Below are 15,903 nucleotides of genomic sequence, written 5' to 3'. Positions count from 1 at the left end.
CTCAGAGCGTGAAGACCCGACCCGTCGCCGCGAGATCGACCGGCCCGGCGTAGACCGCGGTGGCCTCGTCGCGCGCGGCCTGCTTGTCGTTCCAGGCCGGTAGGTGCGTGAGGACCAGCCGCCTGGCGCCGGCCGCGGTCGCGACCTCGCCCGCACGCCTGCCCGTCAGGTGGATGCCGCGGTCGACCGCGTCGTCCCGCCCTTCCTGGAACGCGGCCTCGGCCAGCAGGAGGTCGGCGTCCCGTGCAAGCTCGACGACACCCTCGCACGCGTCGGTGTCCCCCGTGTAGGCGAGCGTGACCCGCTCGCCCGGGACCAGGCTCGAGGGCCCCGTGACCCGCACGCCGTAGGCCTCGACCGGGTGGTAGACCCGGAACGGCTCGATCTCCAGCGGCCCCACCGCGACCACCTGCCCCGGCTCCCAGGAACGGAACGCGAACTGGGACTCCATGGACTCCCCCGCCTCGAGGCCGTAGGCAGCCCCGATACGCTCGGCCGTGTTCGACGGCCCCCACACGGGCAGCGCCCCCGCGAAGGGCTCGTCGCCGGGCCGCACGGGAGACGCCGCGGCGGGCGCAGCGACAGCGGCGGCAGCCCGGTCCGGGTGGTACTTGAGGTAGACGTACAGCCCGCACACGTCGACGAAGTGGTCGGGGTGCAGGTGGGACAGCCCGATCGCGTCGAGCCGGCGTGGGTCGACGAACCGCTGCAGTGCACCCAGCGCGCCGTTGCCCATGTCGAGCAGGAGGTTCCACTCGCGCCCGTCCGGCGAGACGTCGTCGGGCACCTGGACGAGGTACGAGGAGGCCGGCGAGTCGGGACCCGCGAACGAACCCGAGGAACCGATGACGACCAGGCGCATCAGACGGCCTCCACGAGCGAGACCTCGGGCCCGAGGAAGCGGCGCGCGAGCTGGTCGAACGGCTCGGCGCTGCCGGTCGCCCGGAACCGGTGCTGCGGGGCGCCCGCATCGCGCGAGCGCTCCAGCCCGTGCGCGACGAGCGTGCGGTACACGTCCTTCGCGGTCTCCTCGGCGCTCGAGACGAGCGTGACCTCCTCGCCCATGACGTAGGAGATGGCGCCGGTCAGGAGCGGGTAGTGCGTGCATCCCAGGACGAGCGTGTCGACACCCGCGGCGCGGATCGGGGCCAGGTACTCGTGCGCGATCTCGAGGACCTCTGGCCCCGACGTCACGCCGGCCTCGACGAGGCGGACGAACTCCGGGCACGCCTGCGAGGTGAGCCGCAGGCCCGGGGCCACCGCGAACGCGTCGTCGTACGCCCGGGACTCGACGGTGGCACGCGTCCCGATCACCCCGATGTTGCCCGTGCGCGTCGCGGCGACCGCACGGCGGGCCGCGGGCAGGATCACCTCGATGACCGGGAGCCCGTAGCGCGCCGTGTACCGCTCGCGGGCGTCGCGCAGGACCGCCGAGGACGCCGTGTTGCACGCGATGACGAGCATCTTCACGCCCTCGTCGACCAGCTGGTCCATGATCGAGAGCGCCATGGCCCGCACCGCGGCGAGCGGCTTGGGCCCGTAGGGGCTGTTCGCCGTGTCACCGATGTACAGCAGCGACTCGTTCGGCAGCTGGTCGAGGATCGAGCGGGCGACCGTGAGGCCCCCGACTCCCGAGTCGAAGATGCCGATGGGTGCGTCGTTCACGGGGACGAGCCTAGTGCCGGGTCGCAGGAAAGGGCGGTCACGCTGCCCACGCGGGCCTGTGGGACCGACCACAAGCATGCGCCACGGCACGACGAAGGGCGCCGCACACGCGTGCGACGCCCTCGGTCCCGGCCCCGGGCCGCCGCCGTCAGGCGGCGACCCGGGTCGCCTAGACCCTCGCCTTGCCCCGTCCGATCAGCCCCACCACGAGGCTGACGACGAGCACGATGATGCCGAGCCAGATCAGGAACTTCGCTGCTTCGACCGCCACACCGAACACGAGCAGCACGACTCCGACGAGCAGGATGATGAGCCACGTAGGCATGTTGTCCCTCTATTCTCTCGGCCGGGACGCGGACGTCCCGGTTCAACCAGGACAATCGTGGCACCACTTCACCCTCCTCGCATCTTGACACACATCTGGCGAGTGGCCTATAAGCGTGATACGCGACCGTGGAGGTGCCGGGGATCAGCGGGGCGCGCGACGCACCTCGGCGAGCATCAGCTCGACCAACGACTCCTGCAACCACCCCGACAGCAGGAACACGCTCGCCAGGAAACGCCGCGCGGCGTCGGGCGCCTCCTCCGGGGGCTCGACCCCCGACTCCTCGCGGGCCAGCACCTCCTCGTGCAGGTCCTCGACCTGGTCGTCGGTGCGCAGGTCCAGACGTTCCGCGAGGACGACCCGGACGTCGGTGAGGGCTCCCGCGACGCGACGGGCGTCGTCGGGCCGGACGATCAGCGGCGTCAACGCCTCGGCGTCCTGCGGGTCGCCCGCGAGCAGCAGGTCCGCGAGGAGCAGGAGCCGCTGGGCCTTCTCCGCCACGAGGTCGCCCTGCGTGAAGCGGCGGAACTCCGCCGACACCTCGCCGTCCTCGCGCGAGGCGTCCGGCAGCAGGCGACGCACCGCCGGGTCCGTGGGTGCCTGCACGTCCTCGGGAGGCGCCGCCAACGGTGCGACCCCCTCGATCCGGGACGCCTCGGGATCTTCCGGGGGAACCGTGCCGGTCTGCTCCTGCAGGAGCTCCACCACGTCCCCCACGACGTGCGCGAGCACGAGGCGCTCCGAGGCGCTCAGCTCCGCGACGTACCCACGCCGCGCCCGCCGGAACGGCCGCACTACTCCCCGCTCCGCTGCATCGTGGCCCACAGCCCGAACTCGTGCATCGCCTGCACGTCCACCTCGATCTTCTCCCTGCCGCCCGACGAGACGACCGCGCGCCCCTCCTGGTGCACCTGGAGCATGAGCGTCCTCGCCTTCTGCTGCGTGTACCCGAAGTAGCTCTCGAAGACGTACGTCACGTAGCTCATGAGGTTCACCGGGTCGTTCCAGACGAGCGTCACCCAGGTGTCGGCGAGGGAGAGCCCCTCCCGCGTGTCGATCTCCTCGTCGAGGCGGGGCCCCGCGGTCGCCGTTCCAGTCACACCCCCACTCTATGTGGTGGGTGAAGTCCTCCCACGCCGTGTCCACGGCCAGGTGGGAGGCCTGCGCCGCCCCGCGGGAGGCCCGCGCCGCGTCCACCGGCGCCCGGCGCACGCCACGGCGCCGCCGTCTGGCCTAGGTTGAGCACATGAGTCCCGCAGACCCCCTGGGCACGGACGCCCCGGCCGCCCGCACCGCCCCGTTCGCACCGTCCGCGCAGACGTCGCTCCTCACGGACCGCTACGAGCTCACCATGCTGCAGGCAGCCCTGGCCGACGGCACCGCCGACCGGCACTGCCTGTTCGAGGTCTTCACGCGGCGGCTGCCCGCCGGCCGGCGCTACGGCGTGCTCGCCGGCACCGGCCGCGTCCTGGAGTCGCTCGCGACGTTCCGCTTCACGGACCTCGAGCTCGGCTGGCTCCAGGAGGCGCGCGTGGTCGACGACCGCACGCTCGACTACCTCGCGGGCTACCGCTTCACCGGTTCGATCACCGGGTACGCCGAGGGCGACGTCTTCTTCCCGCAGTCCCCCGTGATGGTCGTCGAGGGCACGTTCGCGGAGGCCGTGCTGCTCGAGACCCTGATCCTGTCCATCCTCAACTACGACTCCGCGGTCGCGTCGGCCGCGTCGCGCATGACGAGCGCCGCCGTCGACCGCCCCTGCCTCGAGATGGGCTCGCGCCGGGCGAGCGAGCTGGCCGCGGTCGCCGCAGCCCGTGCGGCCTCGATCGCGGGCTTCGCCGGGACGTCGAACCTCGAGGCCGGACGCCGGTACGGGATCGAGACGATCGGGACGGCCGCGCACGCCTTCACGCTCCTGCACGACGACGAGCTGTCCGCCTTCGCGGCGCAGGTCGCCTCGCTCGGGGTCGGCACGACGCTCCTCGTCGACACCTACGACGTCCGCCAGGGCGTCAAGAACGCGATCGCCGCCGCCGGCACGGAGCTCGGTGCCGTCCGCCTCGACTCGGGCGACCTCGGCATCCAGGCCGTCGAGGTGCGCAAGCAGCTCGACGGGCTCGGCGCGACCGGCACCCGCATCACCGTCACGTCCGACCTCGACGAGTACGCGATCGCCGCCCTGGCCGCCGCGCCCGTCGACGCCTACGGCGTGGGCACCTCGCTCGTGACCGGCTCGGGCGCCCCGACGTGCGGCATGGTCTACAAGCTCGTCGCCCGCTCCGACACCGACGGCGTCCTGCAGCCGGTCGCCAAGGCCTCGACGCTCAAGACGAGCACGGGAGGACGCAAGGCGGCGGCGCGCCAGTACGGCGAGGACGGCAGGGCCGTCGCCGAGGTCCTCGTCACAGGGCCCGACGACGTCGTCGCCGTCTGGGAGCCCGCCGACGACGAGGACCTGCGCCCCCTGCACGTGCCCCTCGTGGTCGACGGCGCCGTCGACTCCCGCTGGATCGGCGCCTACGGGGTCCACAACGCCGCGCGACGCCATGCCGAGGCCCGGGCCGAGCTGCCCCGCGGCGCGCGACGGCTCTCCGCGGGCGACCCTGCGCTCCCGACCGTGACGCGCACGCTCGGCTGACCGCCGAGGGTGACGTTTGCGACCACCGAGGGTGACGTTTGCGACCACCGACGGTGACGGGCCCGACCGCCGAGGGTGACGGGCCCGACCACCGACGGTGACGGGCCCGACCACCGACGGTGACGAGCGCGACCACCGACGGTGACGCGCAGTCCGCGTCCGCGAGAGGCCCACACGCTCGTCGAGCGTGTGGGCCTCCTGCGACGACGGCGTCCCCGGAGCTCGTCGGCCGTGACTACTTCTTGCCGACGAACCAGCCGCGGAGCACCGCGACCCGTGCATCGAGCTGGTCCACGGTCGCGAGCGGCACCTCGGGCCCACCGCAGCGGCGGCGCAGCTCGGTGTGCACCGTGCCGTGCGGCTGCCCGCTGCGACGGGCCCACGCACCGACGAGCTGCGACAGCTCTTTGCGCAGCTCGGCGGCACGACGGTGGTCGAGCTCGCTGCGCTCGACCTCGGCCGCTCGCGACTTCTTGGACCGGGCGGACATCTGGTCCGCCTGACGCTGGCGCAGCAGGCTCGTCACCTGGTCCGCGTCGAGCAGGCCAGGCAGCCCGAGGAAGTCCTGCTCCTCGTCCGAGCCGACGTCCGCCTCCGTCCCGAACTCACCACCGTCGAAGAGCACACGGTCGAACGACGCCTGCGCCTCGAGCGCCTGGAAGGACCCCTGCATGCCGTCCGCGAGATCGTCGGACGCCTTGTCCTCCCGGTTGGCAGCGGCCATGAGCGCGTCCTCGGGGTTGTACATGTCCCCCTGCTCCTCGGCCGTGAGCGGACGGTCGAGCGCATGGTCACGCTCGAGCTCCAGGCCGTTCGCGAGCGCGAGCAGGTGCGGCACGCTCGGCAGGAACACCGACGCGGTCTCGCCGCGCTTTCGAGCACGGACGAAACGCCCCACGGCCTGGGCGAAGAACAGCGGGGTCGCGGTCGAGGTCGCGTAGACGCCCACCGCGAGCCGCGGCACGTCGACACCCTCGGAGACCATCCGGACCGCGACCATCCACCGACCGTCACCGTCCGAGAACTCGTCGATGCGGCCGCTCGCGCCGTCGTCGTCGGACAGGACGACCGTCGGCGACCTGCCCGTGATGCGGGCCAGGTGACCCGCGTAGGCACGAGCGTCGGTCTGGTCGGTCGCGATGACCAGTCCTCCGGCGTCGGGGATCGCCCGGCGGACCTCGGTCAGGCGCTTGTCGGCCGCCGCGAGCACGGACGGGATCCACTCGCCGTCGGGATCCAGCGCTGTGCGCCAGGCCTGCCCCGTCATGTCCTTCGTCAGCGCCTCGCCCAGACGTGCGCTGACCTCGTCACCGGACTTGGTGCGCCAACGCATCTGCCCCGAGTAGGACAGGAAGATCACCGGGCGCACGACGTGGTCACGCAGCGCGTCGCCGTAGCCGTAGGTGTAGTCCGCTGCCGACCGGCGGATGCCGTCGGCGCCCCGCTCGTACGTCACGAACGGGATCGCTGCCGTGTCCGACCGGAACGGGGTGCCCGTGAGGGCCAGGCGACGGGTCGCGGGCTCGAACGCATCCCGCACCGCCTCGCCCCAGGACAGGGCGTCTCCACCGTGGTGGACCTCGTCGAGGATGACCAGGGTCCGCTCGGCCTCGGTCCGTGCGGTGTGCAGCGCGGGCTTCGCCGCGACCTGGGCGTACGTGAGCGCGACGCCGTCGTAGCTCGAACCGTGACGGCCCTGGCTGTTGCGGAAGTTCGGGTCGATGCGGACACCGACTCTCGCGGCGGCGTCTGCCCACTGGTGCTTGAGGTGCTCCGTGGGAGCGACGACCGTCACACGACGGACGACCCCCTGCTCCAGGAGCTCGGTCGCGACGCGGAGTGCGAACGTCGTCTTGCCCGCACCAGGGGTCGCGACTGCGAGGAAGTCACGCGGTGCACGGGTGCGATAGAGCTCGAGCGCCTCGGCCTGCCAGGCGCGCAGCTTGGAGGCTGTGCCCCACGGGGCACGACGAGGAAAGGCCGGCGACAGGTGCGACGCGGCAGCAGAGGATGCCCCCAGCGGTGCTGAGGGAGGAAGGTTCGAGGACGGGCGAGCGGACGAGTTCGAGAGAGGCTGCCCGCTCACTTGCCGGAATCACCCTCGCCGTCCTGCGGGGCGCGAAGGCCGTCGTAGATCTCCTTGCAGGTGGGGCACACCGGGAACTTGTTGGGGTCACGGCCCGGCACCCAGACCTTGCCGCAGAGCGCGATCACGGGCTTGCCGGACAGCGCCGACTGCATGATCTTCTCCTTGCGCACGTAGTGCGCGAAACGCTCGTGGTCCCCGGGCTCGACCTCCGCGGTGGTCTCCGTGCGCTCGAGGACGCTCGTCGACGTCCCGCTGCTCGGGTCGCTGTCCGGGACGATCGGTTCCGGTCCGGACGGGCTGCCTGCCGCAGGTCCGTCGGTGGGAAGGGTCAGGGGTTCGATCATGATCTCGAGTCTACGTCGGGGAAGGAGAAACCCGTCGGCTCCGACCAGGGGCGTGATCGGAACCGACGGGCGGCTGAGGGTCGGGCCTGCACGGCCCGCCGAGGTGGTGCGGTCAGAGACCCTGCCACTCCGGCTTCGAGAGGAACGTCTGGCGGTAGTAGTCGCCGAGCTGGAGACGTGAGGCCGCGGCGTCGTCCACCAGGACGGTCGCGTGCGGGTGCATCTGCATGACCGTCGCGGGCCACATCGCGGAGACCGGGCCCTCGACGAGCTGGTGGACGGCTTCCGCCTTGCCCTTGCCCGAGGCGAGGAGCACGAGGTGCTTGGCCGACATGATGGTCGCCAGGCCCTGGGTGAGGCAGTGCTGCGGAACCTGCGCGAGGTCGTCGCCGAAGAAGCGAGCGTTGTCCTCACGGGTCTGCGCGGTCAGCGTCTTGATGCGCGTGCGCGATGCGAGCGACGAACCCGGCTCGTTGAACGCGATGTGCCCGTCCGTGCCGATCCCCAGGATCTGCAGGTCGACACCGCCGGCGTCGACGATCTTGCGCTCGTAGTCGGCGCACGCCGCGACGAGGTCCTCGGCGTTCCCGTCAGGTCCCTGCACGGCGTCCGGTGCGAAGTCGACGCGCGAGGCGATCTCCTTCTCGATGACGTTGCGGTAGCGCTCCGGGTGGTCCTCCGCGATCCCGACGTACTCGTCGAGCATGAAGGCCTTCGCCTGGGCGAAGGACAGCCCCTCCGAGGTGTGGCGCCGAGCCAGCTCGTCGTACACCTTGAGGGGGCTCGAACCGGTCGCCAGACCGATCACCGAGGTCGGCTTGGCACGAAGCAGCTTGTCGATCGCCTCGGCGGCGAGCACCGCGAGCTGATCGGCGGGCGCAATCACAACTTCCATCAGGACACCTTCCTACGGCCGGCGATGGCTGCTCCCACCGCGGCAACGGGCACATCGCTGGGAGCCAGGGAGACACGCTTCTCCAGCTCCAGCGAGGACAAGAACGGCGACGTGCTCGCCTGGGCGACCAGGGCCTCCTGCACGGCGTCGAGGAGAGGCTGACCGAGACCGGTCACGCCACCTCCGAGGACGACGTGCCGGACGTCGACCGTCAGCTCGAGGATACGGACTGCGCTCGCCACCGCGGCAGCGAACTCGCCCTTGATCCTGAGGGCTTCGGGGTTTCCGGCGGCAGCCGCCTCGAAGAGCTCGAGCGGTGCCGGGCGACCGAACTGCGAGGGCCAGCGGGCGCTGAGCGCGGTGCCCGAGGCGTAGGTCTCGACACAACCACGCTGTCCGCACGCGCACAGCGGGCCGTCGGGGTTGATCGGGATGTGTCCGATCTCCCCCGCTGCCCCGCTGACACCACGCCGGAGCCGACCTCCGAGCACGATGCCTGCCGCAAGCCCTGTACCCAGGGCGAGGAAGGCCAGGTCCTGGCCGTCGGCTCCCATCGCGTGCGAAGCGCCGAGCGCCGCGACGTTCAGGTCGTTGTCGACGTCGACCGGGATCCCCCCGAAGAGCGACGACAGCTCGTGGGCGAGCGCGAACGGCTCCCCCTCGATCCCCAGGTTCACCGCGTGCATCACGGACCCGCTCTGCGGGTCGACGAGCCCCGGTACCCCGAGGCCGAGCCCCGCGAGCGCGGCGGGCTCGAGGCCCGCCGCGTCCGTCAGGGAACGGACCGCTCGAGCAGCACTGGAGACCACGCCCTGCGGGCCTCGAACGGTCGGCAGTTTGACCGACCCCTCGATCGAGCCGTCCGGTCCGAGCAGGACGCCGAGGACCTTGGTCCCACCGACGTCCAGACCCACCGAATGACCGCCGGGCAGTGCGGCTGCCTCGTCGAGCGACGAGGCAGCCGTGCTCACCTCACTCACGTCAGCCCTTCACCGCACCTGAGACGAGGCCACCGGTCATGCGCCCCTGGACGATCAGGAAGAAGATGACGACCGGGATCGCGATGAGCACCGACCCTGCCATCAGCCCGCCCCAGTTCGTCGCCTGGGTCGCCTGCTGGAAGGTTCGCAGCCAGAGCGGGAGAGTCATCGACTCGGGACGCGTCATGATGATCAGCGCCATCACGAACTCGTTCCACGCCTGGATGAACGCGAAGACACCGGTTGCCACGAGGCCTGGAGCCAGGAGCGGGAAGGTGATCCGCCAGAAGGCCTTGGAGCGCGAGCAGCCGTCGATCATGGCGGCCTCCTCGAGCTCGGCAGGGACTCCCGCGACGAATCCGCGCAACGTCCAGATCGTGAAGGGCAGCACACCCGAGAGGTAGACGATGCCGAGCCCGATGATGGAGTTGAGGAGCTGCCAGCCGTCGACGATGCGGAAGATCGAGATCATCATGGCTTCGCCCGGGATCATCTGGACCGCGAGGATCGCGATGATGAACGCCTTGCGACCCTTGAAGTTGAACCGGGTCACCGCGAGGGAAGCCATGAAGGCCAGGACCATCGACACGATCAGGACGAAGAACGTGACCATGACCGAGTTGCCGAGCGCGGGCAGGAAGGGCGCGCGCTCCTGGTTGAAGATCGCGTCCTCGTAGTTCTTCCACGTGAACGACGCACCGGGGAAGAACGTCAGGTCCTTGTTGCGGATGAGGTTCGTCGGCAGGAACGACGAGTTGATCATCCAGTAGACCGGGAAGGCGGAGCAGGCGAACACGACCACGGCGATCACGCTGTAGACGATGTTCGAGACCTTCTTGCGCTGACCCTCGCGAGTCTTGCGCGGGCCGCTCCCCGAGGACCGGGGAGCCGTCGTGGCGGTCCCCGCGACGGTCGGGTTGAGGGTGCTCACAGCTGTTCCTCCTTGACGGTCTGGCGCACGTAGTAGTACGAGATCCCCATCATGATGAACACCAGGATGACGGCGATCGCGCTAGCGGCGCCGTAGTGCCCCTGGGCCATACCCATCTGGTAGATGTACACGCCGATGGTGTTGGTCTTCTCGGCGATACCGCCGATGCCTTGGAGCACGAAGATCTGGGTGAAGACGCGCAGGTCCCAGATGATCGACAGGATGATGAGGACGACGATGATGCTCCGCACGTACGGCACCATGATCAGACGGAAGCGCTGCGCCGGCGTCGCGCCGTCGAGCGATGCCGCCTCGAGAACCTCGCCGGGGACCTGCGTCAGGCCCGCGTACATCGTGAACGCGACGAAGGGGACGCTCTGCCAGACGATCACGAGCATCGCCACGATGTAGAACATCAGCGGGTTGATCAGCCACGAGTGGCCCATCCAGTTGTCACCGGTGATCTTCGTCAGGACGTTGTTGACGATGCCGTACTGCGTGTCGAAGATCCAGCCCCACACGATGACGGCCGCGAGGGCGGGCATCGCCCAGGCCAGCAGCAGACCGACCGACACGAGCAGGCGGAAGAACTTGTTGAGGCGCATCATGAGCAGGGCGAGCAGGATGCCGATCGCCATGGTCAGGAAGACACAGACGACCATGAAGGCGAAGCTGCGCGCGAGGACCGTCCAGAACACCGGGTCGGTCAGCGTGTCCGTGTAGTTCTGGAAGCCCACCCATTCCGCGGGGACTCCCATGAGCTGGGCGCGCTCGTACTTCTGGAACGACATGATGAAGAGGTTGACCAGCGGGTAGCCGACCATGATGGCCAGGACCAGGAGGCTGGGAGCCAGCAGCAGCCAAGGCAGCTTGGCCGACGGCTTCTTCGGGGGCTTGAGAGTGTCCTTCAGCTCGACCGCTGAGGACGACTCGAGGGTGGATGAGCTCATTTTCTCACTCCGTCGAGGGGTTGCACGGTTCGAGCAGGACCGTGCGAGTGCAGGTGGTGCGAGGGTTCCAGTCATGCCGAGGGGTGGGAGCTCCGCGGAACTCCCACCCCTGCGGCACCTGGGCGGTGACCCTCCCTCACGAGAGGGTCACCCGAGGGTCAGCTGTTCAGCGTCGACTCGATCTGCTCGTCGAGCTTCGTCGCGATCGCCTTGACGTCGCCACCCTGCGCGAGCTGGACGAAAGCGTCCTGGAGGTAGCGCTTGGCCTCGACGTCGGCCCACTTGGGCGATGCCGGCGTCAGCTTGGCGGCCGCTGCTGCCTCCGCACCAGCCTGCGTGATCTCGTCGTCCGGAAGGAACTTGGCCTGCGAGACCTTGGCCGGGATCAGGCCGTTGGTGGCCATGATCTCCTGGTAGCCGTCGCTCAGCATGATCTCGAGCGCGCTGAGGGCGAGCTCCTGGTTCTTCGACTTCGACGCGATGGCGATGTTCGAGCCACCGGCCATGACCTGAGCAGCCTTGCCGGCCTCCTTGCCCGGCAGGGCGAAGGCGTGCAGGTCGGAGCCGTAGGTCGTGGCGCAGCCCGGTGCCTCGGCGGTCTCCTCAGCCTTGATCGACCACTGGACCCACGTCGGAGCCGAGAGGAAGCCGATCTCGCCCGCGCAGAAGGGGATCTGCTGGTCGGTCTCCTGGCCGTCCTTCGGAGCCTTCGAGGCCGTCAGCATGACGTCCTGGATCTGCTCGAGGCCCTTGATGCCGCCCTCGGAGGAGAAGCCGGCCTCCCACTTGTCGCCCTTCTTCTCGGCGATGAAGCCACCGTTCTCCCAGATGTAGGGGAGACCGTTGTACCAGTCCTGGCCGGGCCAGTAGATGCCCGAGCGGGTGTCCGTCGTGAGGGCCTTGCCCTGGGCGACGTAGTCGTCGAGCGTCTCGGGGGCGACGAAGCCGTCGCCGACGATCTGCTGCGAGTAGAACACCGCGCGTGCACCGGAGTAGTAGGGGGCAGCGTAGAACTTGTCGTCGTAGCTACCCGCCTCGACGAAGCCCTTGAGCAGGTCGTCGCCGCCCAGCGCCTCGTACTTGTCCGTCAGGTCGGTGAAGAAGCCGGCCGAGGTGAAGGCGGCAGCCTGCGTGTTGCCGACCTCGACGACGTCGGGGCTGTCAGAGCTGGCGAGCGACGTCGTCAGCTTGTCGACGAGACCGGTCCAGGACTGCTCCTCGATGGTGAGCGTCGAGCCCTCGTTCTCGGCCTCGAACGTCGTCTTCAGGTACTCGCGCGCTTCCTTGGGCGTGTCCGTGCCGACGAGCCAGACGCGGATGTCGCCCTTGCCGTCAGCGGACTCGCCAGAGCCGGATCCGGAGTCGCCGGAGCCACAAGCGGTCAGCGCAAGCGCCAGGGTGATCGTCGAAGCCACCGTGGTGGCGACGAGGCGGTTCCTCTTCACTGGGGTACTTCCTCTCGGTAATTCGAAGTGGCGGCGTCGATGACACCACCTGAGGTGATACGGGAGGTTCTGCGGTACTGCTACTGGGATTACTGCAGGACCGGTTCAGCCCGACGGGAGCTCACGAGCAGCGCTCATGAGACGCCCAGCTGGCCGGACAGGATGAGGACGGCGGCTCCGGCGAGGACGACGTCCTCGTCGAGAGAAGCCATCCGGAGCTCGAGGCCGGAGTTGATGGCCGGCATGGTTCGAGCGTTGATGGTGTCGATCGCTGCATCGCGCAGAGGACCGTCGAGCAGGTCCGCCGGACCGCTGATGAGGATCTCGCCGAGGTTGAGCGCTGACACAACAGGCGCCAGGGCGATGCCCAGGAGCCTGCCGACCGATGCCAGGACGGCATCGGAAGATTCCTTGTCGAGCCCCTCCACGGCACGGCGCAGAGCCGGCACCGAGAGAATGGTCTCGAGGCACCCCGACCGCCCGCAGGCGCAGGGCAGCCCGTCGTCGACGACGGTGACGTGGCCCAGCTCGCCCGCCGCGTCGGCGGCGCCGCGCACGCGGGACCCGTCGAGCATGATGCCCGCACCGACCCCCTCGCCCACGGTGAGGACCATGAGGCCCGTGCCGTCCGCACCGCCGAACGTGAACTCGCCGAGCGCCGCGATGTTCGCGTCGTTCGCGACGTGCACGGGCAGCGCCAGGCTCTCGCTGAGCTGCTCCGCGAGCGGCACGTCGTACCAGCGGCGGTTCGGCGCCTCGACGATCCGCCCCTCGCTGTCGACGACACCCGGTGAGCCGATGCCCACCCCGAGCACCGGGCGGGTCGCCACGGCGATGAGCCCACGGCAGAAGCGCGTCAGGAGGTCGACGAGCTCGGTACCGGCGCGTCCCTCGATCGGCAGGCTCTGGCGCACCACGAAGTCGCCCGTCAGGGACATCACGGCACCACGCATGAGGGCGTCGTCCGTGAGGTCGACGGAGACGATCTGGTAGGCGCTCGTGCGCATCCCGATGAGGATGGCGGGCTTGCCGACACGCTGGCCGGGGCGGATGCCCAGCTCTTCGACGAGCCCCTCGGCGATGAGCACCGAGACCAGGTCGGAGATGGTGACCCTCGTCAGCGAGGTGGCCCGAGCCAGGTCCGCACGGGAGGTCGGCCCTTCGTGGAAGAGGTGCTGCAGGACGAGCGAACGGTTGTGCGCGCGAGCGTGCTCGGGGAGCACCTTGGAGGTGGGCCTGAGACCTGTGCTCAGACCTCTCCGGGTGACTGCGCTTCGCGTGACTGCCGTTGTCATGTTTGTTAGTAGACCTCCTTTACTAAGCGCATGTCAACCTGCTCGAGCCGTCGAGACCAAACCGTTGTACTTCGTTCGGGCCGCTGCGATTCCCCTCCGGGTCACCCCGAGGTCAGACCACACGAGAGCCGCAGGAAGCCGCCGTTCCGACCGGCCCGGCAGGCCTCGCGGGCCTCATCGCCCGATCCAGCCCCTCGCGCCTTCGTAGGCCACGGACCGGCTCGCGACGGCCACCGCCTCCCGCAGGGCGCGCCCCCATGACAACCCTCGGGCCACCTCCGCGGCGAACGCACCGTGCAGCACGTCTCCCGCCCCCAGGGTGTCGACCACGCCGTCTGCCACCGGCACTGGAAGGTCGGAGCGGACCCCGCCGTCGAGCACCTCGACAGGAGCACCCCCGCGGGAGCGAGCGACGAAGCCCGGACCCAGGGCCGCGACGTCCTCGAGCACGCGGCCGACGTCCCTGCCGGGCATCCTGAAGTCCGCCGAGAGCACGACCGCGTCGCACAGGGCGACCAGCTCCGCGGTGCCGTCCTTCCATGAGCCGCCGTCGAGCACCACGAGGACGCCCAGCTCGCGCGCTCGCGCCGCGAGAGCGTGCGCGAGGCACGGGTGGTGCCCGTCGAGGAGCAGCACGTCGCGCTCCTGTCCTCGGGCGCCCCCCTGCCGCACCGGTTCGAGGACCCTGCTCACCGCGCGCGCGTCCCCCGCGGCGACCGGACGGTCCGTGGCGTTCGTGCTGACGACGGCACGCTCGCCCGTCCCGGCTGTCACCAGGACGGTCGAGACCGCGGGCCCCCTCGTCTCGTCACCTGGGGAGGGGGAGGCGTGCCCGTCCGCGGTCACGTCGATCAGCTCGACCCCGGCCGCGACCACGTCGGCGCGCACCACCTCGGCGAGCATCCCGGTGCCGACGGCGGTGACGAGGCGCACGGGGACCCCGAGTGCTGCGGCCGTCGCGGCGGCGTTCGCCGCGGGTCCCCCGAACGTCGCGCGCTGTGACGTCGCGACGACCTTCTCGTCGGGACCAGGCAGAGCGTGCACCACCTGGGTGATGTCCAACGTCGTGAGCCCGCAGCAGATCAGCACGCCTCATCCTCGCCCATGGAGCAGGGAATATCCCCCACCTCCATACGTTTGCATCTACATGCGACTTGGCTTCTACACCTTCGGCGACAACGCCCCCGACCCCACGACCGGCGAGCAGATGCCGGTGTCCCACCGTCTGCGCGACGTGCTGGAGCGGATCCGCCTCGCGGACGAGGTCGGGCTCGACTACGCGGGCATCGGCGAGCACCACCGGCCCGACTACGCGATCTCCTCCCCCTCCACGATGATCGCCGCGGCACTCGCCCAGACCGAGCGGATCACGGTCGGGAGCGCCGTCACGGTCCTGTCCACCGAGGACCCGGTGCGCGTCTACCAGCAGTTTGCGACGATGGACCAGTACTCGGGCGGGCGCGTGGAGCTGCTCGCCGGCCGCGGCTCCTTCATCGAGTCCTACCCCCTCTTCGGCGCGGACCTCGACGACTACGACGCGCTCTACGACGAGAAGATCGTCCTGCTGCGCCTGCTCGACGAGGGGGGTCCCGTGACATGGTCGGGCAAGTTCCGACCTCCGCTCGAGGACGCGACGATCCTGCCTCGGCCGTTCGACAAGCCCGGGCGCGGCGAGCACCTCGACATCGCGATCGCCACCGGCGGCAACCCGCAGTCCTCGGTGCGTGCGGGCGTCCTCGGCCTCCCGGTGAACTACGCCATCATCGGCGGCAAGCCGGCACAGTTCGCCCCGCTGGTCGACCTGTACCGTCGCGCCGCGACCCAGTCCGGGCACGACGCCGCCGCGCTCGAGGTGTCGGTGTCCACCATGGGGTTCCTCGCGGACGACGGCAAGCAGGCGCGTGACTTCTTCTATCCGTACTACCTGCAGAACATGAAGAAGATCTCGGCGGAGCGCGGCTTCCCCATGCCGAACCGCATCTCCTACGAGGCCACGGCAGCACGCGGCGGGGCCTACTTCATCGGTGCTCCTGAGGAGGTCGCGGAGCGCATCGTCGATCTGCACGGGGCGCTCGGCCACGACCGCCAGATCTTCCAGATGGACCTGTCGGGAGTCCCCCAGAAGGAGTCGCTGCGAGCGATCGAGCTGCTGGGCACCGAGGTCGCACCGCGCGTCCGCGAGGCGCTCGGCTAGGCCGATGAGGTCCGCCCTGCGCCCGACGGGCGCACAGGGCGGGTCCTCGCGCATGGAAGCGTTCCCGCAGGTCGCGGCCACGACGACGCCCGCACCGTGAGCGGCACACCCGCGCACGACGGCGTGTCTCGGTGCGATGACGGGGAGTTCAC

At 70.1% G+C, this 15,903-nt stretch carries 16 protein-coding genes; 2 read left to right on the top strand and 14 right to left on the bottom strand.

The window, feature by feature from the left end:
* Position 1 precedes the first annotated feature (1 nt).
* From ACFVQ3_RS00720 to clpS, 5 genes are all read right to left on the bottom strand, one after another.
* The gene (locus ACFVQ3_RS00720) at positions 2-862 is read right to left on the bottom strand and encodes an MBL fold metallo-hydrolase (protein ID WP_387633891.1); all 861 of its coding nucleotides are present in this window, start codon (positions 860-862) and stop codon (positions 2-4) included.
* The gene (gene murI / locus ACFVQ3_RS00715; RefSeq protein ID WP_387633889.1) at positions 862-1,665 is read right to left on the bottom strand and encodes a glutamate racemase; all 804 of its coding nucleotides are present in this window, start codon (positions 1,663-1,665) and stop codon (positions 862-864) included. The genes ACFVQ3_RS00720 and murI overlap by 1 nt, the downstream gene beginning before the upstream one ends.
* A gap of 169 nt (positions 1,666-1,834) precedes the next feature.
* Positions 1,835-1,990, bottom strand: a complete 156-nt coding sequence (locus ACFVQ3_RS00710) for a hypothetical protein (protein ID WP_164984102.1) — start codon at positions 1,988-1,990, stop codon at positions 1,835-1,837.
* Between the two features lie 144 nt (positions 1,991-2,134).
* The gene (locus ACFVQ3_RS00705) at positions 2,135-2,815 is read right to left on the bottom strand and encodes a DUF2017 family protein (protein ID WP_387633887.1); all 681 of its coding nucleotides are present in this window, start codon (positions 2,813-2,815) and stop codon (positions 2,135-2,137) included.
* Positions 2,785-3,048: an ATP-dependent Clp protease adapter ClpS gene (clpS, locus tag ACFVQ3_RS00700; protein WP_246857946.1), complete on the bottom strand. Its 264-nt coding sequence runs from the start codon at positions 3,046-3,048 to the stop codon at positions 2,785-2,787. The genes ACFVQ3_RS00705 and clpS overlap by 31 nt, the downstream gene beginning before the upstream one ends.
* Positions 3,049-3,236: 188 nt before the next feature.
* On the opposite strand from clpS, the gene ACFVQ3_RS00695 reads away from it, so the two are divergent.
* On the top strand, positions 3,237-4,628 hold the full coding sequence (locus tag ACFVQ3_RS00695) for a nicotinate phosphoribosyltransferase (protein WP_387633885.1): 1,392 nt from the start codon (positions 3,237-3,239) through the stop codon (positions 4,626-4,628).
* 235 nt (positions 4,629-4,863) lie between these two features.
* Here ACFVQ3_RS00695 and ACFVQ3_RS00690 read toward each other — a convergent pair whose 3' ends face one another.
* From ACFVQ3_RS00690 to ACFVQ3_RS00650, 9 genes are all read right to left on the bottom strand, one after another.
* Positions 4,864-6,648 (bottom strand): DEAD/DEAH box helicase, encoded by a 1,785-nt coding sequence (locus ACFVQ3_RS00690; RefSeq protein WP_387634136.1) that lies wholly within the window; start codon positions 6,646-6,648, stop codon positions 4,864-4,866.
* Between the two features lie 62 nt (positions 6,649-6,710).
* On the bottom strand, positions 6,711-7,061 hold the full coding sequence (locus tag ACFVQ3_RS00685) for a DUF3039 domain-containing protein (protein ID WP_387633883.1): 351 nt from the start codon (positions 7,059-7,061) through the stop codon (positions 6,711-6,713).
* A 112-nt stretch (positions 7,062-7,173) separates the two neighbouring features.
* Positions 7,174-7,956 (bottom strand): glucosamine-6-phosphate deaminase, encoded by a 783-nt coding sequence (gene nagB / locus ACFVQ3_RS00680; RefSeq protein WP_387633881.1) that lies wholly within the window; start codon positions 7,954-7,956, stop codon positions 7,174-7,176.
* A complete protein-coding gene (locus ACFVQ3_RS00675; protein WP_387633879.1) occupies positions 7,956-8,927 on the bottom strand; it encodes an ROK family protein in 972 nt (323 codons plus the stop codon). Before ACFVQ3_RS00675 ends, nagB begins: the two co-directional genes overlap by 1 nt.
* 10 nt (positions 8,928-8,937) lie before the next feature.
* A complete protein-coding gene (locus ACFVQ3_RS00670) occupies positions 8,938-9,867 on the bottom strand; it encodes a carbohydrate ABC transporter permease (protein WP_387633877.1) in 930 nt (309 codons plus the stop codon).
* Positions 9,864-10,817: a carbohydrate ABC transporter permease gene (locus ACFVQ3_RS00665; RefSeq protein WP_387633875.1), complete on the bottom strand. Its 954-nt coding sequence runs from the start codon at positions 10,815-10,817 to the stop codon at positions 9,864-9,866. The genes ACFVQ3_RS00670 and ACFVQ3_RS00665 overlap by 4 nt, the downstream gene beginning before the upstream one ends.
* 158 nt (positions 10,818-10,975) lie before the next feature.
* The gene (locus ACFVQ3_RS00660) at positions 10,976-12,262 is read right to left on the bottom strand and encodes an extracellular solute-binding protein (protein ID WP_387633873.1); all 1,287 of its coding nucleotides are present in this window, start codon (positions 12,260-12,262) and stop codon (positions 10,976-10,978) included.
* Between the two features lie 134 nt (positions 12,263-12,396).
* Positions 12,397-13,557: an ROK family protein gene (locus ACFVQ3_RS00655; RefSeq protein WP_387633871.1), complete on the bottom strand. Its 1,161-nt coding sequence runs from the start codon at positions 13,555-13,557 to the stop codon at positions 12,397-12,399.
* Between the two features lie 174 nt (positions 13,558-13,731).
* The gene (locus tag ACFVQ3_RS00650; protein ID WP_387633869.1) at positions 13,732-14,646 is read right to left on the bottom strand and encodes a PfkB family carbohydrate kinase; all 915 of its coding nucleotides are present in this window, start codon (positions 14,644-14,646) and stop codon (positions 13,732-13,734) included.
* Between the two features lie 58 nt (positions 14,647-14,704).
* Here ACFVQ3_RS00650 and ACFVQ3_RS00645 point away from each other — a divergent pair, with 58 nt between their 5' ends.
* Positions 14,705-15,751: an LLM class flavin-dependent oxidoreductase gene (locus tag ACFVQ3_RS00645; protein WP_387633867.1), complete on the top strand. Its 1,047-nt coding sequence runs from the start codon at positions 14,705-14,707 to the stop codon at positions 15,749-15,751.
* Positions 15,752-15,903 lie beyond the last annotated feature (152 nt).

Source organism: Oerskovia sp. NPDC057915, from assembly GCF_042887685.1.
Taxonomy (GTDB): domain Bacteria; phylum Actinomycetota; class Actinomycetes; order Actinomycetales; family Cellulomonadaceae; genus Oerskovia.
Note: the sequence above shows the minus strand (reverse complement) of the source record. Positions and strands in the feature narration are given on the sequence as shown.